Genomic DNA, 21,576 nt, shown 5'->3' with positions numbered 1-21,576 from the left:
CCTCAGGCGAACCTCGCCAACGGATTGGCCAGGCGCCCTGCCATTTGGAGCCCGCCGGACGGGTCTGCCAGGTCCAGCATCTGCTGGTTGTTGCGCAGTTGGAGCCGGTTCAGGCAGGACAGCTCGAAGTCGGCGGCAAAGAGGTCATGCCGGGAGAACTGGCCGGCAAGTTCCGGATGCTGCCCCTGGTAGTCCTTGATGGCAGCGGCGGCGATCCGCCAGAAGTCGTCCTGGCCCAGCTTTCCGTCCCCGTCCAGGATGGCGGCGAGGAAACGGAAGATGCAGTCGAAGATGTCCGTGAAGATGGCCAGCACCTTCTGGCCGTCCGGAATCTCCGCCCGGATCCGGGATACGTCATCCGGCAGGTCCAGCCGGTCCCCCATCACCACGATTTCCTCGGCGATGTCCTTCATGACGGCCCTGGCCGGCACGCCGTTGTCCAGCACCAGGATCACGTTCTCGCCGTGCGGCATGAACGCCAGCTCATACCGGAAGAGGCAATGCACCAGCGGAACCAGGTAGGCCTCGAAATAACGCCGCAGCCAGTCCCCCGCGGCCAGTCCCGAGCGCTCGATGAGCACCGAAACCATCGGCCTGCCGCTCGCGTCAACGTGCAGGAGCGAGGCCATGGTGGCCAGCTGCTGCCCGTCCTGCAGCAGCGGCAGCGGGCTTTCGCGCCACAGGGCGGAGAGCATCTTCCGGTAGGGCGAACCGCCCGGAGCGCCTGCCTCGTAATAGCCGTTGTGGTAGCCGATGGCGGCGACCTCGCCGATCAAGGTGAATCCGCGGCGCTGAAGTGCATCGTCCGCCTCGACCAGGTTCCGCAGCCAGTCGTTGATGGCCGGGGTGGCCTTCATGTATTCCGGCGACAGCCCGCGCATGAAGCCCATGTTCAACACGGACATGGCCGTCTTGACGTAGTGCCGGGCGGGGTCGCTGGTATTGAAGAACGTCCGGATCGACTGCTGCGCCTGGTAGGTGTCCGTCCCGGTGCCCAGGTGGACGATGCGTTGCCGGGCAATCTCCGCCGCGAACGTCACCGCGAGCTTGTTCTCCCACTGCCAGGGATGTACCGGCATGAGGAAGTACTGGTCCGGGTCGAGTCCCTGCAGCTGCAGTTCGGCGGTGAAGGTGCCCAGCAGGGATCCGAGTTCGGCCTGCAGGTGCGCCCCGTAGTCCAGACCTTCCGATGCAGTGAAGACGGCGTGGCTGCGCTGCACGGCGATCCACTCCAGCTGCACCGGCGCACCCGTTTCCGGCGCGAAGGCGTGGTAGTCGCTGATGCCGAAGCCAAGGCGCCCGTTATTGGCAACAAAGCAGGGGTGGCCCTCGGTCATGCTGCGCTCAATGGCCTGGAAGTCGGCGGCCGGGTCCTGGCCCCCGGTGGTTCCGGCAGCGAGTTCAGCCGCTGGCGGCCGGCCGGCCCACTGCTTGTAGGCGTGGCTCGCCAGGGTGCTGCTGACCTCCTCGAGGTAGACGGGGAGCATCTGGAGGTTTATGCCCAGCATCCCGTGGAACTCCGTGATGAACTCCAGCACGTCCAGCGGCGCCTCGGTGCCGCCCCGGACGTGCCGGATGGAGGCGGGATCGATGGACCAGTGGTCCATGTACAGGATCCGGGCGTGGAACTGGTACTCGGAGGCGCCGTCATCGCTGCGGAGGCGGTAGCGGCCGCTCCTGCCCGCCCCGGCCCCTTCAGGATCATCCCCTATCGGTTCCGGCGTGAGGATCCGTTCGTGGGAGAACTCAGCGAGTGCCTTGCGGAGCACGTGCCGGTTGGCGTTGTCCCACCTCTCGCCGGTGAGATGCGGTACGGGGCTGGGATGCGGTGCAGGGCCGGCGGAGGCCTGCCCGGGGGTGGTGGTGGCGGAATCGAGTTCGATAGTCATAGTGGTGCTCCCTGGGTTACGGGCGTAAGGGCGGGCAGAAGGGACATTCGGGCGGCCAGGTAATCGTCGCGGCTGCAGAAACTCAGCAGCGCGTCCTTGTCCGGCAATGCGACCACCCTGGCGGGCTGGAAGCCCAGGCGTTGATTCAGGGCGTGGATCCTGGTGTTCCGGATATCCGGCTCCACCACGATGCGGTCCACGCCCGGCTTGCTGAAGAGGCGTGCCAGGACGGCGTCCATCACGGCGGCGGTGTACCCGCGCACGGGAGCGGCCGACGGCGGGGCCACCAGCAGGTGCATCCCCACGTCCCCGGGATGGACGGGGTACACAGCGGCCAGCGGCGAGGACGCGGGAAGGTACTCCTCCATCAGGAAGGAGGGGACGCCGCCGTCGAGCCCGAGCACCGCGTGGTGGTGGCCGCTGGTTTGGATGTTCCTGTATTCCAGCGCCACGTCCTCCACGCTGGCGGACAGCATGCCCCAGAACGATGCATAGGGCTGGATCACCCAACTGTGGAGGAGCGGCGCGTCGGCTTCGGCGTCGAGGCAGCGGAAGGTGAAAGTCATGCCGGCACCGGTCCAAAATCCAGCGGAGAGCCAACCGCAGCCGGCGCCCCGAACTGCTGGAACGCAATACTGCGCTCCACGGGGTACACCTCGCGGCCGGTGATTTCGCGCAGGATGCAGGAGTTGCGGTAGGCGCCCATGCCCAGGTCCGGGGTGGCGAACCCGTGGGTGTGCAGCTCGGCATTCTGGACGAAGATCTCGCCGGGGTGGACGCCGGCGCTGTAGTTCCGGTCCACGGCGAACCTGCCCGCGCTGTCCCGGGCGATGCGGTCCCGGATGCCGGCGAGGAAACCTGGTTCCTGGTAGCCGTAGCCTGTGGCGAGCACCACCGCTTCGCTGTCCAGTGTGTAGGACGCGCCCTGCTCCGCATGTTCCAGGTGAAGGGTGTGGGTCCCGGCCTCAGCGTTCCACTGGGCCGCGGTCAGGCTCGAGTGCGTCAGCAGCCGGGTGTCCACCATTCCGGAGATGCTTTTGGTGTAGAGCAGGTCGTAGATGGCGTCGATCAGGTCCGGGTTGATGCCTTTGTAGAGGTTCTTCTGGGCCTTGTTCAGGTAATCGCGCTGGTGCTGCGGGAGGGCGTGGAAGTAGTCCACATACTCGGGCGAGGTCATCTCCAGGGTCAGCTTGGTGTATTCGAGCGGGAAGAACCGGCCGGAGCGGGTCACCCAGTTCAGCTGGTAGCCGTGGGCGTCCGACTCCTGGAGCAGTTCGTAGTAGATTTCGGCGGCGCTCTGGCCGCTGCCCAGGATGGTGATGCTGCGTTGCTGCTGCAGTTCTGCCTTCCGCGCCAGGTAGTCGGCATTGTGGAGGACCACTCCCCCGGCTCCCGCGAGTGAATCGGCCACTATCCCTGCCGCAGCCCCCGGCACGTACGGGGAGGTGCCGGTGCCCAGCACCAGCCGCCGCGCCAGCAGCACCTCAGGCCCTCCCGGACCGGAGACGGAGAGCCGGTACACGCCGTCGTCGTGCGTTGCATCCAGCACGGCTGTGCCAAAACGGACGCAGGGCAACTGCCCGGCCACCCACTGGCAGTACTGGTTGTACTCGGCCCGCAGCGGGTAGAAGTTTTCCCGGATGTAGAACCGGTAGAGCCTCCCGGTCTGCTTGAGGAAGTTCAGGAATGAGTATGGCGAGGTGGGATCGGCCAGGGTGACGAGGTCAGCCATGAAGGGCACTTGCAGGTGGGCCGGCTCCAGCATCATCCCCGGGTGCCAGTCAAAGGATTCCCTGCGTTCCAGGAAGATGCCGTCCAGCCCTTCCACCGGTTCAGCCAGTGCGGCGAGGCCCAGGTTGAAGGGCCCGACGCCGACCGCGGCAAAGTCGTAGATCCTGCGCTTGCCTGCCTTTTGGGCGGCGGTGGTGCTCATGCGCCCGCCTCGTTGTGCAGCAGCCCGGCGCCCGTGCGGCGCAGGAGGTTGATGATGCCGGAAATATCCTCGAGTGTGGCCTCGGCGTTGAGGAGCGTGAACTTCAGGTAGTGCCGGCCGCCCACCGTGGTTCCGGCGACCACTGCTTCCCCGGACGCGAAGACCGCCGCCCGGATGGCCGGGTTGAGGGCATCTGCCGCGTCCTCGCTGAGCCGGCCGCCGCTGTCCAGGCGGGGCCGATACCGGAAGACCAGGGTGCTGAGCTGGGGCGGGGCGGCGAGTTCGAAGTCGTCTTCGGCGGCGAGGAGCGTGCCCACGCGCGCAGCGAGGTCTATGGCTTCGTCAAACAGGGCGCCAACGGCGTCCGCGCCCATGATCCGCAGGGTGAGCCACAGCTTCAGGGCGTCGAACCGGCGGGTGGTTTGGATGCTCTTGTCCACCTGGTTGGGGATGGCCGCCAGCGCTGCGCTCTGCGGGTTCAGGTAGTCCGCGTAGTAGGTGACGTGGCGCAGCATGGCCCGTTCGCGCACCAGCAGGGCGCTGGAGCTGACCGGCTGGAAGAAGGTCTTGTGGAAATCCACGGTGACCGAGTCGGCAAGCCCCGTGCCGTCGAGGAGGTGCCGGTAGCGGCCGGAGACAATTAGCCCGCCGCCGTAGGCAGCGTCCACGTGGAACCATGCCCCGTAGTCCCGGGCCAGTGCGGCGAGCTCCGGGAGCGGATCGACAGCGCCGAAGTCCGTGGTGCCCGCGGTGGCCACCACCGCCATCGGAGTCAAACCGGCGTCCCGCGCCTCGGCCATGGCCTGTGCGAGGGCGGCAGGATCCATCCGGTGGTCCGGCGTGCAAGGGACGGTAACGACGGCGTCGAACCCCAGGCCCAGCATTGATGACGACTTCTGGATACTGAAGTGGCTGTCCTCGGACGTGAAGATCCGCAGCGTGTCCAGCAGCGCCGGAAGCCGGAGTCCGCTGCGGGCAGGGTCCTGCCGCAGGCCGGCGACGGCGTGGTTGCGGGCGATCAGAAGGGCCTGCAGGTTGGACTGGCTGCCGCCGGAGGTGAAGATTCCGTCCGCGGCATCACCGAGGTCCAGCCTTTCTGCGGTCCAGTCAATAAGCCGCCGTTCGATCATGGTGGCGCCTGCGCTCTGGTCCCACGTGTCCATGGAGGAGTTCACCGCGGACAGGACGGCCTCTCCCACCAGCGCCGGGATGACCACGGGGCAGTTGAGGTGGGCGGCATACTTGGCGTCGTGGAAGTACACGGCATCGCCCAGGTACACATCCTCGAGTTCCTGGAGGGCGGCGGCCGTGTCCGGCAGCGGTGTTTCGAGGTCCACGGCACCTACGCGGGCCTCCAGTTCGGAAGGTCCGACGCCGGTGAACGGCCGGGCGGTCCGCTCAAGTTTGGTGGCAACAGCCGTTACGCCCTGCAGTACGTGGGCCACGTAGCGCGGCGAGTTGCGTGCGTTGAGGAGGTGGTTGCTGGCCGCCAGCGCGAGTTCAACGCGCGAGCCGAAGTCCTGGCCGCCATGTTCCTGGACGGGGCGCTGATGGTTTGGCTGGTCATGCCCCGGCCGGTCATGGCTTGGCCGGTCCTGGCTCGTCGCTTCTTTGGTGTGGGGCGGATCATCCATATCCAGCTCGTCAAGGCGGGGCATCAGCGGCACTGGTCTTCCTTTGGTCGGCATTCCATCGAACAAAGGCAAGCCTTACTTAGGTAACCCTTTTAATCAAACTTTTGTGATGTATTTGGCGAAGAGGTCCCGAAACGGCCACGCGCGGCCGCTTTTTGACGTCATTGACTGGCGGGCAGCGCCGCCTTGCTGCAAAATATCCGGCTGACCGGAACCGGGCAAGACGCCCTGAGGGGCGACCCTCAATTTGGCAAGGAATTAGTAAGCATGCTTTGCTTATGGGGTAAATGAACCTCCGCAAGCAGTTCGCGGCGGGGCTGCCAACGCCGGCAGCTTCGTGAAAGAAGCCCAAGGATGAACATCATGACCAGCGTTATTGAAGGCCAGCTTACGGTGCCCGGGGAACGTTACGCAGGAGCAGAAACTCCGTTGACCTCCACCCGGCCCGCGGACGTGGGATTGCTGGTCACACTCAATTCGCGGATGCACTGCCGCACTCCGATGGAGCTGGTGGATCCGGAGGCACTCCCCGTTCGGATGCCCGTGTATGTGGACGGGACCACAGCGGCCCCGGTGGACGTGGGTGCGGTTTCCGAGCACGTGGAGACGTACCGCTGCGCCTGCGGCTTCACCATCGACGTCCCGGTCCTCAGCGGGCACGCACTCGCCAGCTGAGTGCGCGGAAACGCCCCTCGGGCGGAACCCGTGACGGTCCTGGATCGGCGGGTCGCCCTCAGCCGTCCGGCTCAAGTGTTCGGAAGCGGATCAGCTGTCCGGCCAATCCACGCACTGCTCGTACCCCTCATGCTGACGGAGGTAGCCGGCGATGAAGGGGCAATGCGGGATGATCCGCTTTCCTGACGCCACAACATCGTCGAGCGCGAAATGGGCCAGGACGCGTCCGAGTCCCTGCCCCTCGAATTCCTCGCCGGTCTCCGTGTGGGAGAAGTCTATGTGGCCCGGCAAGTCCCGGTAGAAGGACTGGACGGCGAGGACACCACCCACGTGTAGCTCATAACGGTGCTGCGCATCGTTGCGCCGCACAGAAACATCGGGGGCGAACTTATCCTCGCTGGACATCGTGTTCTCGGTCATGGTTCGACACTGGCACTACTTCACTCCGCTGGCAATGCCTCCACGCGCGCTCTCCTACCCAGCCGAGGTGCGCCCCAGCATCGAAAGGCTCCCGGCCACATTGCCCATGAACCTGGCCCGCAAGGCCATGCGCAATCCGATCGTCGGCGAGATCGAACTTACCGGCGACGCATTGGAGCTTCCCGGCGAAGGGCTCACCCTGATCGCGTACACCGCCGAACCGGGCAGCCAGCCAAGTAGTTTGGCTAGCGGGACATTTCCGTTGCCGTGGGAGCGGATCCGGTCCGCAGCGGGCGCCGCACCCCGTGCAGCAGCACCAGTGCCAGGAGGAAGCAGGCTGCCCCTGCCCCCAGCAGTCCCAGCGTCAGCCCGTTGATTGCGGCCCCTACCGCGGCGGGGGTGAAGACCACCACGACGGCGGCCGCCACCGCCATGGCGGGCGGACGGCGGCCCTGAAGTGCCGCCGTCGGCCGATCCTCCAGGCGGCCGAACGCCGCCACCGCCGGAAGCAGCAGCAGGAGCAACGACAGCAGGACCAGGGGCCTTGCCCACCACCACTCCGCAGTTCCGGCGGCGGGCTTGGGGACGGAGGTGAGGAGGAGCAGGCCTGACATTCCCACCAGCAGGGGAAGGTGCCACAGGTACACGGTCAGCGAGCGTCCGCCGGCCGCCCGCAGCAGTGTCCGCATCCATCCGAGGGAGCAGAGCGGCGCCAGCGCAGGCCGGGCCAGTTCGATCAGGGAGGCCTGCGAAATGCCCAGGAGGAAGAGGGTCAGGTTCGGCGGGTTGAGGTTCACCAGCATGTTCCCGGAGTACAGGCCCAGGGCAGCGACGAGGCCGAGCAGGAGGTTCGCGGCGAGGATGAGCGCGAGCAGGCCGGACTTGGACAGCCTGGCGAAGCGGCCGTCGGCGGCCAGGAACCCCAGCTGCTGCACCGCACACCAGAGGAACACCAGGTTGGCATATGCGAGCAGGGGCAGCGTTCCGCGGAGGCAGTCCACGGCCACCACCAGGGCAGCAAGGACCCCCATTGCCAGCCAGGGGCTCCGCGCATGGAAGGCTGCCAGGAGCGGAATGGAAAGCTGCGCCGCCAGGTACGCCGCGAGGAACCAGAGCGGCATCCCGGCCCCGGCTGCCATCAGCTCCACCACCTGCGGATGCACGCCGAGCAGCCCGGCCGTCCAGAGCCCAAGGAACATTACCGCCAGCAGGGCAGCGGCGGGCCGCACCATCCGCAGCAGGCGTGCCTGGAGGAACTCAGCGGCGGTGCCGCCCTGGGCCTTGAGCCGCTGCCAGGACTGCAGGCCCGTGGCGCCGCCGGCAACAAAGAACAGCGGCATGACCATGAACACCCAGATCACGGGTTCAAACCAGTCCTGCTCGGCCAGGGTGTTGTGGGTGGTGACCGTTCCGTCCGGATGCAGGACGGGGCTGCCCATCATGGAGTGGCCAACCACCACCAGTGCCAGGCAAATGAACCGGACAAGGTCGAGCACCTCGTCACGGCTGGCTGCCGTACCGGGCTGCTGGGATGTCCCCTGCTCCTGTGCGCCGCCCACGTTCAATCCTTTACGGAAACTGCTCGTTACAGCTCCATTGTGCGCCCGGAAGCAGGCTCAGGTTAAGGGTGAGCTTGAAGAGGACACCAGGATCACAAAAGGAGGAAGGCCAGGATCATGGTTGATCCTGGCCTTCCTGAGGAAAAACTCAGCGCGTGAGCGTCGCCAGCGTGGTGGTTGCGAAGTGGCGGGCGGAGCTGTTCCAGTGGCCCAGGAGCGCCTGCAGGTTCTCGCCGTCGGCGCGGTGTCCCGGAAGCTGCTCCTCAAGCGTGGCCAGGACGCCGGTGCGGAGCTCCGTGTTGAAATTGACCTTGCCAACGTTCATGGAGGCCGCCTTCACCAGCTCCCCCGCCGGGATTCCGGAGGCCCCGTGCAGGACCAGCGGAATGTGCGTGCGCACCGCAATGTCCTGCAGCACGTCCCAGCGCAGCTGCGGCTCGCCCTTGTATTTACCGTGGACGTTTCCGACGGCGACAGCCAGCAGTTCGGCGCCGGTCCGGGCTACAAAGTCCTCCACCAGCGCGGAGTCGGTGAGGCCGGCCACGGCGGCTCCGGCCTGGTCCGCGCTGAAGGCGCGGTCCTCGTCGCCGGCGAGCCCGCCAAGCTCGGCTTCCAGTACCACGTCCGGCCCCAGCAACGCACGGGTCGCCCGGACCAGCCCAATGTTGTCCTCGTAAGGAAGGGAGGAACCGTCGGCGAGGACGGAATCCGCCCCTGCCGCAACGGCGTCGGCCATCACCCGAAGGTCCGTTGCGTGGTCAAGCTGCACCGCAACCGGGACGGACGCAGCGTCGGCGAGGCCACGGAGTGCACCGATGAGGCGCAGGCCGTTGGAGGTGGCGGCAGTCCTGGGGGCAACCAGCAGGATGACGCCGCGGCCGGATTCCTCCGCCGCCGCCACCACGGCCAGCGCCGTCGTAAAGTCGTAGCAGGTGAAGGCCGGCACGGCGGAACCCTGCTGGAGGGCGGAGGTTACCAGGTGGTCGAGTCGTGTGCGCATCAGATGCCCAGGCCTCCCACCGGGATCCAGGCCACGAAGGCCAGGACAAAGCCGGTCAGGAGCAGCGGAGTACCAAGCTCCACTGCGGGTTTGATGGCTGGAGTTTCAGCCGCCCGCGCGATCAGCGGGTACATCAGGTGGTTCATTACGGGGTGTCTCCTTCGACAGGCCGGTCTTCCAGAAGACGGGCCATCAGGCGCTGGTTGTTTCTTAGTCGGGGAACCGCAGGGGGTACGACGACGGCGGAAGGGGACCGCCGTCGTCGTGCCTTTCAGGGAAGTGCTGGAGGCAGGTGCCTACGCGGTGCGCTTGGCGGGGGCAACAACCTTGATGACGGCGGAGTCGTCGGCGGCGGCGAGGCCCTGGGCCTGGCCCAGCAGGTAAAGCTGCTCGGCTGCAGCGGCAACGGGCGCTGCCAGGCCGGCGGCACGGGTGGCCTTGCCCACGATGCCCATGTCCTTGACGAAGATGTCCAGGCGGGAGAGGACCTCGGCGCCTTCCTCGTTGTAGGCCTCAAGGATGCGCGGGCCGCGGTTGGAGAGCATGAAGGACCCGGCGGCGCCTGCTTCAAGGGCGGCGAGGGTCTTGGCCTGGTCCAGGCCGAGGGCGTCCGCGAGGGCCATGGCTTCGGCCGCTGCGGCGATGTGCACGCCGCAGAGGAGCTGGTTGACGGTCTTGAGGGCCTGGCCGTCGCCGGGCTTGTCGCCCACCACGGTCAGGGTGGAGGCCAGCAGGTCCAACGCGGGGGCTGCCTTTTCGCGGGCTTCGGGGGAAGCGCCGACGACGATCAGCAGGTCCCCTTCGCCGGCGCGCTTGGGGCCGCCGGACAACGGCGCGTCCACGAGGTCCACGCCGTATTCGGCGAGCTTGGCGACGGTTGCGGGGATGGCTTCAGTGCCCACGGTGCTGCCGAGGATGACGACGGCGCCGGGCTCAAGCACGGAGGCCACGCCGTCCTCGCCGAAGAGGACCTCGTTGAGCTGCTCGCCGTTGCGGACGGCCAGGAGCACGGCGTCGGCGCCCTTGGCGGCTTCGCGGGCCGAGGCGAAGGTAGCAATGCCGGCTTCTTCGGCAAGCTTCAGGCGCGGTTCGGCGATGTCGAAGCCGTGGACTGACAGCCGGGAAGCCAGGCGGGTGGCCATGGGCAGGCCCATGGCGCCGAGGCCCAGGACTGTGACGGTGTAGTTACTGGTCATGGTGTTCTTCCTTGGATTCCTAAAAGGTGTTGCTGAGCTTGCGAGTGACGTCGGCCAGTGACTGGTCGTCGCCCACGTTGCCGGCGAAGACGATGTACGGGATGCCCTTGGCGGGGCCGTCCACCGGTTCCCAGAGCGAGACGATGCCGGGAAGCATGGGGCCGCGGACAATGGCGTGCCTGATTTCCAGGCCGTGGGCGGCCACGTCGGAGGAGGTGATGCCGCCCTTGGCGATGACGAACCGCGGCGGGAAGGTCTTCAGGGTCCGGTTGACCACGGCGACGACGGCGGCGGACACGGTGCGTGCGATCCGCAGGCTTTCGGCGGGATCGTCTGTCTTGATGAGCAGGCGGCTGGTGTGGACAATGACGTCCCCGCCGCGGAGGGCCTCGACAACCGCGTCCACCGTCTGATCCAGGTGGCTGGCGGCTTCCGGGCCGAGGAGCTTTTCGACGTCGATCTCCACGATGCGGGCCGCGCTGTGCTGTTCGGTCAGGGCCTTGAGCTGGCGGGTGGTGACGCCAACATGGGAGCCGACGACGATCAGGCCGCCCGCTTCCGACGGGGTGTTTCCGGCGTAGGCTTCCGCACCGCTGAGTTCGGCGCGGATTTCCTGGCCGATCCGGGCACGGCCAAACGGCGGCCCAACGCGGTAAAGGAGCTTCTTGCCGCGCCGTTCGGCTTCTTCCAGGCCGAGGGACAGGGCACGGAGGTCGTTTTCGGTCACGATGTCAGCCACGATGGGGGTGGAATCCGTGGCCCGCTCGAGTGCGTCGGCGATGGCGTTGGCAGAGACGGCAGGGTCCTGGGCTGCCGCGCCGGCGCGGATGATGTTCAGGTCCAGGACGATGACCCTGTCCGCGGCGAAGCGGCCCTTGGACTTCTCCTCAACGTAGTCGGCCATCACGGAGGTGGAAAAGCCGAAGGTGGCGTCCTTGGCGAACTCTGTGTCGGACACCGGGATGAGGGTGCCGGCCGCTTCTCCGGTGCCGCGCATGTAGTGGACGCCGCCAATGGTGACCCGCCCGGCGTCAGGGAAGGCCGGTACCAGCACAACGCCGTCGGTCTTTTCCCCGCTGACGCCTGACACGGTGGCCGCGATGACGTCCGGCTCCAGGGGATAGTGGCCGCGCAGGGTGGAGTCGCTGCGGCTGACGAAGCCAAGGCGCAGTTCTTCCGGGGACCCAGCTGCTGCGAGGGCGTTGCGAACCACTTCTTCATTGCGGGCGGCAGCCTCGGCAGGGTCCAGGCTGCGGGTGTTCGTGAGGACGTAGACAGCGGGCTTCGACTGGCTGAAAGCCCAGATGAAGTCTTCCACCTCCCAGCGGGTGAGCACGGGCAGGTCTGCCACGGACTGCGTTCCGGTGGGGTCGTCGTCGAGCACGACCAGGACACGCGGGGTCTCCGCGTTGGAGGCAGCCAGGGTGCTGGCTACCAGTTCGGCGGGAATCCGGACCTCGGCCGGATACGCGGCCAGGACGTCTGCTTCAAGCGTCACAGTGCACTCCGTTGTGTATGGACCCGATGAATGGATCCTGATGTAAAGGTAGGTGTAAGATGTCAGACATCTTGCATTTGGTTGCTAGTGTGGCACAGGACATAACGGCGCGCAAGTAGACTTGTCAGACATATCCAATGAGGGAATATCGGGGGCAGCATGGCGAGGCAATCACTGGTGGGCCAGGTGGCGGACGAGCTCCTGGACCGCATCATCGCCGGTGAGTTCCCGCCCGGCGCCACCGTTCCCGGAGAACATGAGCTTAGCGCCCGGCATGAGGTCAGCCGGATGACGGTCCGCGAGGCCATGAAAACGCTTCAGGCGCAGCGGATCCTGAGCGTCGAGCGAGGCCGGGGAACGTTCGTAAACCCCCTCAACCGCTGGGCATCGCTGGAGGCCGTGTTGCGCGCCGCTTCCGAGGGCAAGAACGAGGCGGACGCCTCCATCCAGCTCATCGAACTCCGGCGCATGCTGGAAGCCGGCGCATGTGAACTGGCGGCGGGAAGGATCAGCGACGCTGATATCCAAACCCTGTACGGCTATGTGGCAGCCATGCGTGCCGCCCACGAAGTCAACGACGTGGCCGCGTTCGTTGACGCGGATTTGGCCTTCCACGACCTGATCCTGCGTGCCTCGGAGAACGTCTTCGTGGCTGTGCTGTTCGAGCCGCTGCATCGGGTGCTGGAAAAGCGGCGCACTGAAACCTCGGCTGTCCGTGACATCCAGGAGCACGCGATTCAACACCACCAGAACATTGCCGAGGCGCTGGAGTCCCGGGATGCCACCCGTTCGCGGCAGGCCATGGACGCACACATGGAGCAGACCCTGGACGACCTCAGGAATCTGGTGCTCGAGGCGAAGTAGGCAGCCGGCTCAGCCTGACGGCGGTGCGGAACATCCGGGTGAGGGCTGGTCAACGCTCCGCGAGTGCTACTAGTCTTCAAGAACCGCCCGCAACCGGGAGCACCGTTGATCACGAGGAGCGAAGTTGGCCAATCATACGTACAGCATTTCTGAAATCGTCGGCACGTCGGACCAGGGAGTGGACGACGCCGTCCGCAACGGGGTTGCCAAGGCCTCCCAGACCCTCCGCAACCTTGACTGGTTCGAGGTCAAGGAAATCCGGGGCCACCTCGAAGAAGGCAAGATCGCCGACTGGCAGGTCACCATCAAGATCGGCTTCCGGCTGGAAGAGCACTAGTTCCCGCAACAACTGACTCGCAGCAGACGTCGCGAAACCGCGTTTTTGACGACGTCTGCTGCGGGTCAGTTGGCGTTTAAGCGGGGCTTAGTTGGCCGAGACGGCACCCGCCGAGCGACGCCGCCAAACGGTTGGAACGCCGTCGAACGCGGGAAAAACGTGTCCTTCGAAGAAGGACAGGACGGTGTGCGGATCGTGGTCCGGGCTCCACAGGCCCGACGCCGGGCAGTGCGAGCCGGTGGCAGTGGACGGGGCGCCCGCGGCGGCCGCCTGGCGTTCCTTGAGCAGTGCGATGCGTTTCATCATTGAGACCATCCTTGGTGGGGAATCCTTGTTCCTCCAGCCTAGGAAAAGTGCAATCTTTCCCCAATGGGCTCGTGGCCAGAAACATCCGTCCCAACTGGCCAAAAGTACAACGGCTCCGGCCGCCGTCATTCCCTGCGTTCCGCCGTCGCCGGAGCATCGATGCGGCCGGTTTCACGTTCGGCCGCCGGGTGGGGTGCTCCCAGGCTGCCGAGCAGCGCAAGGGCGTCGGCCGACGGCGAACCCGGCCGGGCCGAATACATCCGAAGCGTCTGATCGGGATCGTCCGGGAGGACGAGGTTTTCAAAGTTCAGCTCCAGGTCCCCGACGGCGGGATGGTGCAGGCGTACGCTTCCCGCGGACCTCGTGGCCACCCGGTGCCCGGCCCACCATTGGCGGAAGTGCTCGCTCTGGACGGCGAGTTCGCCCACCAACTGGTTGGCCTGGGCGTCGTTGGGGTGGCGGCCCACGTCCAGCCTCAACGCCCCGGCTGCTTCCGCCGCCACGGTTTTCCAGTCACGGAAGAGCTCGCGGGCAGACGGATCAAGAATGAGCCAGCGGGTCAGGTTACGTTCAGCGGCCGGCAGGGCGGGGAAATCCGCGAACAGCAGGAAGGCCATCCTGTTGCCGCCGAGGATGTCACTGCGTCGGCCCAGCACCATGGCCGGCACATCGCCCATCGCCTCAAGGAGCTGGCGCAACGCCGGACGGACCGCCTGGGCGGCCGATGTGCTGGACCTTGAGGCCCCGGCACAGTTTTCCAGGAGGTCCATCATGTGCGCATGCTCGCTGCTGTCCAGCCTCAAGGCCCTGGACACTGCCTCCAGGACGGTCCGCGAAGGATGGATGTTCCGGCCCTGCTCCAGCCTGACGTAGTAATCGGTGCTGACCCCTGCCAGCCTGGCGACTTCTTCGCGGCGGAGGCCGGGAACCCTGCGCGCACCGGAGGTGGGTCCCGCACCGGCGTCCTCAGGGCTCAGGCGGGACCGCATGGCTTTGAGGAATTTTCCGAACTCGGCGCTTTGACCCATGCAGACCATTGTGCCCGGCATGGTGGCCCCCGCCTACAACGAAGGTAGGACTGGGAGTCCTAGGAAAAACAGAATCAGGTTCTCCTGCTGACTTCCCGGCCAAAAGTGCATAGGCTCGAAAGCGAGCCAGCGGAAACCGCTTTCTCCCGTCGAGTCAACGGCACCCAACCCCGCATGTTTCAAGGAGCCCCAATGTCAGAGCTGACACTGAACAACGGCGTCGCTGTCCCCCAGCTTGGTTTCGGCGTCTTCCAGGTACCGCCGGAGGACACGCAGCGGACCGTGGAGGACGCCTTCGAGGCCGGATACCGCCACATAGACACGGCCGCCGCCTACCGGAACGAGGCGGGCGTGGGTGCCGCCATCGCGGCCACCGGCATTCCGCGCGAGGACATCTTTGTCACCACCAAGCTCCGGAACGGCGAGCAGGACCGCGCGCAGGAAGCATTCCAGAACAGCCGCAAAGCCCTTGGCCTCGACTACGTTGACCTCTACCTCATCCACTGGCCCGTCCCGTCGCAGGACTTGTACGTCCAGGCCTGGAAGGAGATGGAACGGCTCTACGAGAACAACCAGATCCGCGCCATCGGCGTTTCCAATTTCCTCGCCGAGCACCTGGACAACCTGCTGGAGTCCTCGGAGATCGTCCCGGCCGTGAACCAGGTCGAACTGCACCCCAGCTACCAGCAAGCAGACCTTGCGGCCAAGTGCCGGGGCCTTGGCATCGCAGTGGAGGCCTATAGCCCGCTGGGACAGGGCGGTGACCTGAACGGCAATGCGGTGACCGGCATTGCCAACGCCCACAATGCCACCCCGGCGCAGGTGGTGCTCGCCTGGCATCTGGCCGCAGGAAACATCGTGATTCCCAAGTCCAGCCAGGCCGCCCGGATCCGGGAGAACTTCGCCGCCTCCGCCCTCACCCTCTCCGCCGATGAGCTTGCCGCCATCAGCGCCCTTGAGTCCGGTGCCCGCATCGGTTCCGATCCCGCCGTCGCCGCCTTCACGCAGCTGTAGAACCACCAAACCCAAAGGATTCAGCAATGCAGTACACCCATCTGGGCCGCTCCGGCCTGAAAGTCTCCCGCCTTTGCCTCGGCACCATGAATTTCGGTCCGCAGACAGAGGAAGCGGACGCCCACTCCATCATGGATTCGGCCCGCGAGCAGGGCATCAACTTCTTCGACACCGCCAACGTCTACGGCGGCGCCGGCCACCGCGGCTGGACCGAAGAAATCATTGGCCGCTGGTTCGCCAAGAGCGGCGAGCGCCGCGAGCACACCGTCCTGGCCACCAAGCTTTACGGCACCATGACGGACCGCCCCAACGAGTCCAAGCTCTCCGCCCTGAACATCCGCCGCGCCCTCGACGCCAGCCTGAAGCGCCTGCAGACGGACTACATCGACGTCTACCAGTTCCACCACATCGACCGGGACACCCCGTGGGACGAAATCTGGCAGGCCATCGAAGTGGCTGTCCAGCAAGGGAAGATCCTCTACTCGGGCAGCAGCAACTTCGCCGGCTGGCACATTGCCCAGGCCCAGGAGGCGGCCAGGCGGCGCAACTACACCGGCCTGGTGAGCGAGCAGTCCATCTACAACCTGTTCATGCGCCAGGTGGAGCTGGAAGTGATCCCGGCGGCCCGGCAGTACGGGCTGGGGCTCATCCCCTGGTCGCCGCTGCAGGGCGGGCTGCTGGGCGGGGTGCTGAAGAAAGAGCGCGACGGCGTCCGGCGCACCGAGGGCCGTGCAGCCGAAACGCTCAAGAAGCACGAAGACCAGATCCGGCAGTACGAGGATTTCGCCGATGAGCTGGGCCACGAGCCGGGCGACATCGCCCTTTCCTGGCTCCTGCACCAGCCTGCCGTCACGGCACCCATCGTGGGACCGCGCACCCAGGAACAGCTGGACGCCGCCGTCAGGGCATTGGACGTGGCCCTGGACGCCGACACCCTCAAGCGGCTGGACGACATTTTCCCGGGCCACCGTACGGCACCGGAAGACTACGCATGGTGAACCCATCCACCCCTGAAGCCGGTACGGTTGCGCCGAGGAACATCCTCTTCCTCGGCGGCACCGGCGTCATCAGCGCGGCGGCGGCAGAACGCGCCGTCGCGCTGGGGCACCGGCTGACCATCCTCAACCGGGGCCGGTCCACAAGGCCGGTCCCGGAAGAGGCCGAAAGCCTGACCGCGGACGTCCGGGACGCCTCCGCGCTCCGTGACGCGTTGGGGGGACGCGATTTCGATGCCGTCGCGGACTTCATCACATACACCCCCGACCACGCCAAGGCCGCCCTGGACCTGTTTACAGGCCGCACGGGGCAGTACGTGTTCATCAGCTCCGCCTCTGCGTACCAGAAGCCGCCCACCCGGCTTCCGATCCGCGAGTCCACGCCCCTGAAGAACCCGTTCTGGCAGTATTCGCGGGACAAGATCGCTTGCGAGGAACTGTTTTACGAGGCCTACAGAGAGCAGGATTTCCCGCTCACCGTGGTGCGCCCTTCCCACACGTATGACCGCACCAAGATCGCCATGGTGGGCGGCTGGACGGACATCCACCGGATGCGGGCGGGGCTGCCGGTCATGGTGCACGGGGACGGGACCTCGCTGTGGACCCTGACGCACAGCATGGACTTTGCCAAGGCTTTTGTGGGGCTGCTCGGCCTGCCGCAGGCGGTAGGCGAGAGCTACACCATCACGTCCGACGAGTACCTGCCCTGGAACCAGATCTACCAGCTGTTCGCCCGTGCAGCCGGTGTTGCGGACCCGGAACTGGTCCACGTTGCCTCGGAAACCATAGCCGCACACAGCCCGGAACTCGGACCTAACCTCGTGGGCGACCGCTCCCACTCGGTGGTTTTCGACAACACCAAGATCAAGTCCCTGGTCCCCGGCTACTGCGCCACCATTCCCTTCTCCGACGGCGCCCGGGAAATCGTGGACTGGTATGACGCGAATCCTGGTCTCCAGCTGGTGGACCGGCAGTTCATGGACCTCAGCGACCGGCTGACCGGCTGGGCCAGGCAGGGCGCCTGACGCAGGCGGGCAGCGCCGCTTTCCAATATTCCCCGGGCGTTCAAAGGCCGGGCAGGCCGATCCGGGAGAGACTGTTGAAATGACACTTGCACCGCTGACCAAGCTCAATGACGGCTACTCCATCCCCCAAGTGGGCCTTGGCACCTGGCCGCTCGACGACGACCAGGCGGCCACCGCCGTCGTGCAGGCCTTGGAAGCCGGATACCGGCACATCGATACCGCAGTGAAATACGGCAACGAGCAGGGCGTGGGCAACGGCATCCGGGCCAGCGGCGTGGACCGTGGCGAGCTGTTCATCACCACCAAGCTGGACGGCCACTTCCAGGGGAACGACAGGGCGGTGGAAGGGCTGGAGGGGTCACTGAAGCGGCTGGGGCTGGATTACGTGGACTTGCTGCTGATTCACTGGCCCCTGCCCGCGCGGGACGAGTACATCTCCACGTGGAAAACCTTCGAGCGGCTCCAGGCGGAAGGAAAAGTGCGCTCCATCGGCGTCTCCAATTTCAAACCCGCCCACCTGGAACGGCTGATGGCCGACACTGACGTGGTCCCCGCCGTCAACCAGATCCAGCTGACTCCGGCCGTCACGCGCGCGGCCGAGCGGGAATTCCACGCGAAGCACGGAATCGTCACGGAGTCCTACAGCCCGCTGGGGGGCGCCGGAGCCAGCCTGCTCGGCGCTCCCATCCTCTTCCAACTTGCCGAAAAGCACGGAAAAACGCCCGGCCAACTGGTCCTTCGCTGGCATGTTCAAAACGGAATTGTAACGATTCCGAAAACGTCGAATCCGGACCGGATGAGGGAAAACCTGGACATCTTCGATTTCGCCCTGGATCCGCAGGATCTAGCGGAATTATCGGTCCTGGACGAAGGTCCCGGTGCGGGCAACGATTCAGACGTGACGGGGCACTGAAACGGGCCTGAAGTGGACTTTTCCGTGAATCCGGGGTTGGCAAATAGATAATAAGCATGATTACTATTGAGCCAGAAGGATGAAGTGCTTCCGGGATCCGGAGGCCTCCTTTACTTAGGAAGAGGAACGAAAAATGGGATTTCTTGCATTTCTGATTCTCGGACTTATTGCTGGTGCGATCGCTAAGGCGATCCTCCCGGGCCGGCAGGGTGGCGGCTGGATCATCACCCTCGTCCTGGGCGTCGTTGGAGCACTCCTCGGCGGCTGGATTGGCGGAATGATCTTTGGCAGCGGACTGCAGGAGTTCTTCTCCCTGCAGACGTGGCTGCTGGCCATCGGCGGCGCGCTTATCGTGCTGCTGGTTTACGGCATGGTCACCAAGCGTGGCGCCCGCGGCTAACTGCCGCGTTAGCCAGGAAACCGGCCTGGGGACAACATCCCCGGGCCGGTTTTCCTATCTCCCGGCCTCTCTGGCCGGAAGTGAAACCTTCTCAGTGAGCAGGAGTTCATCATGAAAAACAAACTTCTTTTGGGCATTGGTATTGCCGCTGGCTACGTGCTTGGGTCGCGGTCCGGCAGGGCCGCCTATGACAAGCTCAAGGCACGCGCTGCGGGCATCTGGGACAGTAAACCTGTGCAGGACAAAGTTGCGGTTGCAACGGAGGCCATCAAGGAAAAGGCTCCCGAGGTCGCGGACCAGTTGAGTGAGGCCGCACGCCGGGCAGGTACGGTGATCGGCTCAGCGGTGCATCGTGAAGGCTCCTCCGGTTCCGGCGGCACCAAGCAGTCAACCTCCGACGCCGGCATGACAGCCGGTGCTCCCGGCACCACGGTTCCGGATACCTCGGGCACCCTAAGCGGCGACGACCTTGGCGAGGACCACATCCCCGCGCACAGCACCCACCCGGAAACGCTGAACCTCGGCACCTCCGACGAGACCGATTCAAAGGCCTAGTCCCGGCGCGCCGTCCGGCCTGTGACGGCCCCGCGTCCGCTTGACAGCGGGAAAACAGCGGGTCTGTGCTACAACTGAATGGCTTTGCTGGCCGTCGCGATCCTTGGGGGACGCGGCGGCCAGCAGCGTCTTAGCCAAATTACTAGCCCGCGTGCCCCCTTTCCCGGCCCCGGGACTGTTCGGGCGGCGGACCTCGGCCACGTTTTCCACATAGCAGATCCAGCACGGTTTTTTGTCAGTGGTCTTTGGCAGAGTTGTCCTATGGAGGCCATTGGGGAGCACCTTGAGGAGTTCGGCGGTTTAGCCGCCCTGGCCTCCCATGCCCTTCCAATTAGGCACGGCCACCTGCATGCGGTGCCCGCAGACAGCACCGCGTCTCCCTCCGGCTCCGGGGTGCTCCCGGTCCCCGGTGACATGGACATGGACATGGACGAATTGTCGGCGGTCGGGCTGTCCGGACTCGGCGACCTGCTCAACGCCGTCGTGGCAAACAGCGCAGGCCCCTTGCGGAGGGCCAGCTACGTGGAGGTGTCCAGGTTCGCGGGCCAGGTTGAAGACATTGCCCGGACTATTGAGCACCTTCAGCTGCTGTCCGCCGGTGCCGTGGACCGCAAGCGCACGGAGGCGATCGCCGACGCTGCAGCTGAGCGCTCCACCCGCTCCCGTTCGTGGGTCACCGGTTGGGACAACGGCGTCGAAACCCTGTACCAAACCGACGCGGACTGGCCCGCACCAGCCGCCCCGGCTGACTGCCCTGCGGAGAACGGCCCTGCGGAGAGTCCCGCGGGGAACTGCCCTGCGGGGACCGGCTCTACGGAGACCCGCGCGGGCAGCGCCAGGCGGATTCTGACCTCGCCGGCCGATGACGGGTGCAGGAACACGGCTGAGTTCCTCCGGCTCCGCCTCCGCATCCCCTTGCGTGAAGCACGCCGCCGCCTCGCCCTGGCCCGCCAGACCTTGCCCGGCACGAGCCTCACAGGTGAACCCCTCCCACCGGCACGGCCACACCTTGCCACCGCCCTCGCCCCTGTACCCGGTCGCGTCTCGGCGCAGGGCAAGTCCTCCCCGCCGGTGGTGTCCTCCTACGCCGGCACCATTATTGCCACCGCACTGGACCGGCTTGAGCGCTTAATTACACCCGACGCCCTGGACCTGATCGAGAAGGACCTCACCAGCGCCGCAATTACCGCCGACCCCGACTTCCTCGCCAGGCTTGTCCAACGCTGGACTGAGGCCATCGACGCTGACGGAGCCGAACCCAGCGAAGAAGCCCTCCGCCACGCCCAAGGCGCCTTCCTCCGCAAGCCGCGCCACGGTCTGCACCACTTAGAAATCTTCGCCACCACTGAACAATACGAACACCTCCTTACCGCCATGAATGCCGCCACCAACCCCCGCACCACAGCCGGCATTGCCTCCGGGATTGCGCAAAACCCGGGTACCGTGGCTATAGACAGTGTGGGCCTGGAGGGAAACGGCGCCGGCCAGGACGCCGTCTGGAGCGACACCCGCGGGGACACCGGCCCGGACCTGGAACGGCGCACCAGGCCCCAGCTACAACTCGACGGCATCATCGGCACCGTCAAAGCAGGACTCACCACCGACACCCTGCCAACCACCGGCGGCAACCGGCCCCAAATCATCGCCACCATCAACTACAAAGACCTCCTCCCCCACCTCCCCGCCAGCCCGGCTGGCCCGGCTGGCCCGGCTGGCCCAGGAACAGGCCCGGAAACCGGAGGGGGAACGGACGCAGAGGCCGCTGGAGGATCACGCCGCCTACACGGCTGGGAAAACTCGTCAGGAACCCGCAATTTGTCGGGGACGGGCAGCGGGTCAAGCAAGGGCCAGTTGTCAGGGACGGGGAACTTCGCCTTCACTGGCCCCGTCGCCGCCCAAGCCCTGCGCAAGATTGCCTGCGACGCCGAGATCATCCCCGCCCTCATGGGCACCGACGGGGAGGTCCTGGACCTCGGCCGGAGAACCCGCCTTTTCACCGCGGCCCAACGCCTCGCCCTTATCGCCCGCGACCAAGGCTGCACCTTCCCCGGCTGCACCATCCCCGCGCCGTGGTGCGAAGCCCACCACATCACCTACTGGTCACGCGGCGGACCCACCAATCTGGACAATGGCGCACTCCTTTGCGCACACCACCATCACCTCATACACAAAGAGCAATGGACCATCGCCACCCGCCATGGCACCCCCTGGTTCACACCCCCGCCCCACATCGACCCCCAACAAAAACCCCAACAAAACCAGTACTTCAAACCACCCCCGCCGCCGGCAGTACCCCCGGAGTGAGGGACCCAAAGACGCAGTCGGGGGAATAAGG

General features: G+C 66.0%; 22 protein-coding genes. 10 read left to right on the top strand and 12 right to left on the bottom strand.

Annotated elements, in window-relative coordinates; all coding sequences use genetic code 11:
- Window positions 1–2: 2 nt before the first annotated feature.
- From Q9R30_RS16150 to Q9R30_RS16135, 4 genes are read right to left on the bottom strand one after another with little or no spacing between them, the layout of a single operon-like run.
- Complete coding sequence (locus Q9R30_RS16150; RefSeq protein ID WP_311218231.1) at window positions 3–1,889, bottom strand: IucA/IucC family siderophore biosynthesis protein; 1,887 nt, start codon at window positions 1,887–1,889, stop codon at window positions 3–5.
- Entirely contained in the window at window positions 1,886–2,455 is a 570-nt protein-coding gene (locus tag Q9R30_RS16145; protein WP_104996567.1) for a GNAT family N-acetyltransferase, read from the bottom strand. Before Q9R30_RS16145 ends, Q9R30_RS16150 begins: the two co-directional genes overlap by 4 nt.
- Window positions 2,452–3,822 carry a lysine N(6)-hydroxylase/L-ornithine N(5)-oxygenase family protein gene (locus Q9R30_RS16140; protein WP_311218230.1) on the bottom strand — a complete coding sequence of 457 codons (1,371 nt, stop codon included), beginning with the start codon at window positions 3,820–3,822 and terminating at the stop codon, window positions 2,452–2,454. Before Q9R30_RS16140 ends, Q9R30_RS16145 begins: the two co-directional genes overlap by 4 nt.
- Window positions 3,819–5,480, bottom strand: coding sequence for an aspartate aminotransferase family protein (locus tag Q9R30_RS16135; RefSeq protein WP_311218247.1), 1,662 nt, complete (start codon window positions 5,478–5,480; stop codon window positions 3,819–3,821). Before Q9R30_RS16135 ends, Q9R30_RS16140 begins: the two co-directional genes overlap by 4 nt.
- A 339-nt stretch (window positions 5,481–5,819) precedes the next feature.
- Here Q9R30_RS16135 and Q9R30_RS16130 point away from each other — a divergent pair, with 339 nt between their 5' ends.
- Window positions 5,820–6,131, top strand: coding sequence for a hypothetical protein (locus Q9R30_RS16130; RefSeq protein WP_311218229.1), 312 nt, complete (start codon window positions 5,820–5,822; stop codon window positions 6,129–6,131).
- A 90-nt stretch (window positions 6,132–6,221) separates the two neighbouring features.
- Here the strand turns inward: Q9R30_RS16130 and Q9R30_RS16125 are convergent, their stop codons facing one another.
- The 6 genes from Q9R30_RS16125 to Q9R30_RS16100 all read right to left on the bottom strand — a co-directional run bounded on the left by Q9R30_RS16125 (window position 6,222) and on the right by Q9R30_RS16100 (window position 11,804).
- Window positions 6,222–6,551, bottom strand: a complete 330-nt coding sequence (locus tag Q9R30_RS16125; RefSeq protein WP_311218228.1) for a GNAT family N-acetyltransferase — start codon at window positions 6,549–6,551, stop codon at window positions 6,222–6,224.
- 245 nt (window positions 6,552–6,796) lie between these two features.
- Window positions 6,797–8,110: an acyltransferase gene (locus Q9R30_RS16120; RefSeq protein WP_311218227.1), complete on the bottom strand. Its 1,314-nt coding sequence runs from the start codon at window positions 8,108–8,110 to the stop codon at window positions 6,797–6,799.
- Between the two features lie 148 nt (window positions 8,111–8,258).
- The gene (locus tag Q9R30_RS16115; protein WP_311218226.1) at window positions 8,259–9,110 is read right to left on the bottom strand and encodes a class II fructose-bisphosphate aldolase; all 852 of its coding nucleotides are present in this window, start codon (window positions 9,108–9,110) and stop codon (window positions 8,259–8,261) included.
- Entirely contained in the window at window positions 9,110–9,256 is a 147-nt protein-coding gene (locus tag Q9R30_RS16110; protein WP_158677169.1) for a hypothetical protein, read from the bottom strand. Before Q9R30_RS16110 ends, Q9R30_RS16115 begins: the two co-directional genes overlap by 1 nt.
- Before the next feature lie 150 nt (window positions 9,257–9,406).
- A complete protein-coding gene (locus Q9R30_RS16105) occupies window positions 9,407–10,306 on the bottom strand; it encodes an NAD(P)-dependent oxidoreductase (protein WP_104996562.1) in 900 nt (299 codons plus the stop codon).
- Window positions 10,307–10,325: 19 nt separating this feature from the next.
- Entirely contained in the window at window positions 10,326–11,804 is a 1,479-nt protein-coding gene (locus tag Q9R30_RS16100) for a four-carbon acid sugar kinase family protein (protein WP_311218225.1), read from the bottom strand.
- A 159-nt stretch (window positions 11,805–11,963) separates the two neighbouring features.
- Between Q9R30_RS16100 and Q9R30_RS16095 the strand changes: the two genes are divergently transcribed.
- Together Q9R30_RS16095 and Q9R30_RS16090 are read left to right on the top strand one after the other, a co-directional pair.
- Complete coding sequence (locus Q9R30_RS16095; RefSeq protein ID WP_311218224.1) at window positions 11,964–12,668, top strand: FadR/GntR family transcriptional regulator; 705 nt, start codon at window positions 11,964–11,966, stop codon at window positions 12,666–12,668.
- Between the two features lie 124 nt (window positions 12,669–12,792).
- Complete coding sequence (locus Q9R30_RS16090; RefSeq protein WP_104996559.1) at window positions 12,793–13,005, top strand: dodecin; 213 nt, start codon at window positions 12,793–12,795, stop codon at window positions 13,003–13,005.
- Between the two features lie 87 nt (window positions 13,006–13,092).
- On the opposite strand, the gene Q9R30_RS16085 is transcribed toward Q9R30_RS16090, so the two are convergent.
- Together Q9R30_RS16085 and Q9R30_RS16080 are read right to left on the bottom strand one after the other, a co-directional pair.
- Complete coding sequence (locus Q9R30_RS16085; protein ID WP_013599563.1) at window positions 13,093–13,308, bottom strand: hypothetical protein; 216 nt, start codon at window positions 13,306–13,308, stop codon at window positions 13,093–13,095.
- 128 nt (window positions 13,309–13,436) lie between these two features.
- On the bottom strand, window positions 13,437–14,339 hold the full coding sequence (locus tag Q9R30_RS16080; protein ID WP_104999584.1) for a helix-turn-helix domain-containing protein: 903 nt from the start codon (window positions 14,337–14,339) through the stop codon (window positions 13,437–13,439).
- A gap of 192 nt (window positions 14,340–14,531) precedes the next feature.
- Here Q9R30_RS16080 and Q9R30_RS16075 point away from each other — a divergent pair, with 192 nt between their 5' ends.
- The 7 genes from Q9R30_RS16075 to Q9R30_RS16045 all read left to right on the top strand — a co-directional run bounded on the left by Q9R30_RS16075 (window position 14,532) and on the right by Q9R30_RS16045 (window position 21,545).
- Complete coding sequence (locus Q9R30_RS16075) at window positions 14,532–15,353, top strand: aldo/keto reductase (protein WP_311218223.1); 822 nt, start codon at window positions 14,532–14,534, stop codon at window positions 15,351–15,353.
- A 26-nt stretch (window positions 15,354–15,379) separates the two neighbouring features.
- On the top strand, window positions 15,380–16,351 hold the full coding sequence (locus Q9R30_RS16070) for an aldo/keto reductase (protein WP_311218222.1): 972 nt from the start codon (window positions 15,380–15,382) through the stop codon (window positions 16,349–16,351).
- Window positions 16,345–17,373 carry an NAD-dependent epimerase/dehydratase family protein gene (locus Q9R30_RS16065; RefSeq protein ID WP_311218221.1) on the top strand — a complete coding sequence of 343 codons (1,029 nt, stop codon included), beginning with the start codon at window positions 16,345–16,347 and terminating at the stop codon, window positions 17,371–17,373. Before Q9R30_RS16070 ends, Q9R30_RS16065 begins: the two co-directional genes overlap by 7 nt.
- Window positions 17,374–17,452: 79 nt before the next feature.
- The gene (locus tag Q9R30_RS16060) at window positions 17,453–18,286 is read left to right on the top strand and encodes an aldo/keto reductase (RefSeq protein WP_311218220.1); all 834 of its coding nucleotides are present in this window, start codon (window positions 17,453–17,455) and stop codon (window positions 18,284–18,286) included.
- A gap of 133 nt (window positions 18,287–18,419) precedes the next feature.
- Window positions 18,420–18,686, top strand: a complete 267-nt coding sequence (locus Q9R30_RS16055; RefSeq protein WP_104996554.1) for a GlsB/YeaQ/YmgE family stress response membrane protein — start codon at window positions 18,420–18,422, stop codon at window positions 18,684–18,686.
- A gap of 111 nt (window positions 18,687–18,797) precedes the next feature.
- Window positions 18,798–19,241: a YtxH domain-containing protein gene (locus Q9R30_RS16050; protein WP_311218219.1), complete on the top strand. Its 444-nt coding sequence runs from the start codon at window positions 18,798–18,800 to the stop codon at window positions 19,239–19,241.
- Window positions 19,242–19,502: 261 nt separating this feature from the next.
- Window positions 19,503–21,545, top strand: coding sequence for a DUF222 domain-containing protein (locus Q9R30_RS16045; RefSeq protein WP_311218218.1), 2,043 nt, complete (start codon window positions 19,503–19,505; stop codon window positions 21,543–21,545).
- The last annotated feature ends 31 nt before the right edge of the window (window positions 21,546–21,576 follow it).

This window comes from Arthrobacter sp. AB6 (genome assembly GCF_031844545.1).
In the GTDB taxonomy this organism is placed as follows: domain Bacteria; phylum Actinomycetota; class Actinomycetes; order Actinomycetales; family Micrococcaceae; genus Arthrobacter.
Note: the sequence above shows the minus strand (reverse complement) of the source record. Positions and strands in the feature narration are given on the sequence as shown.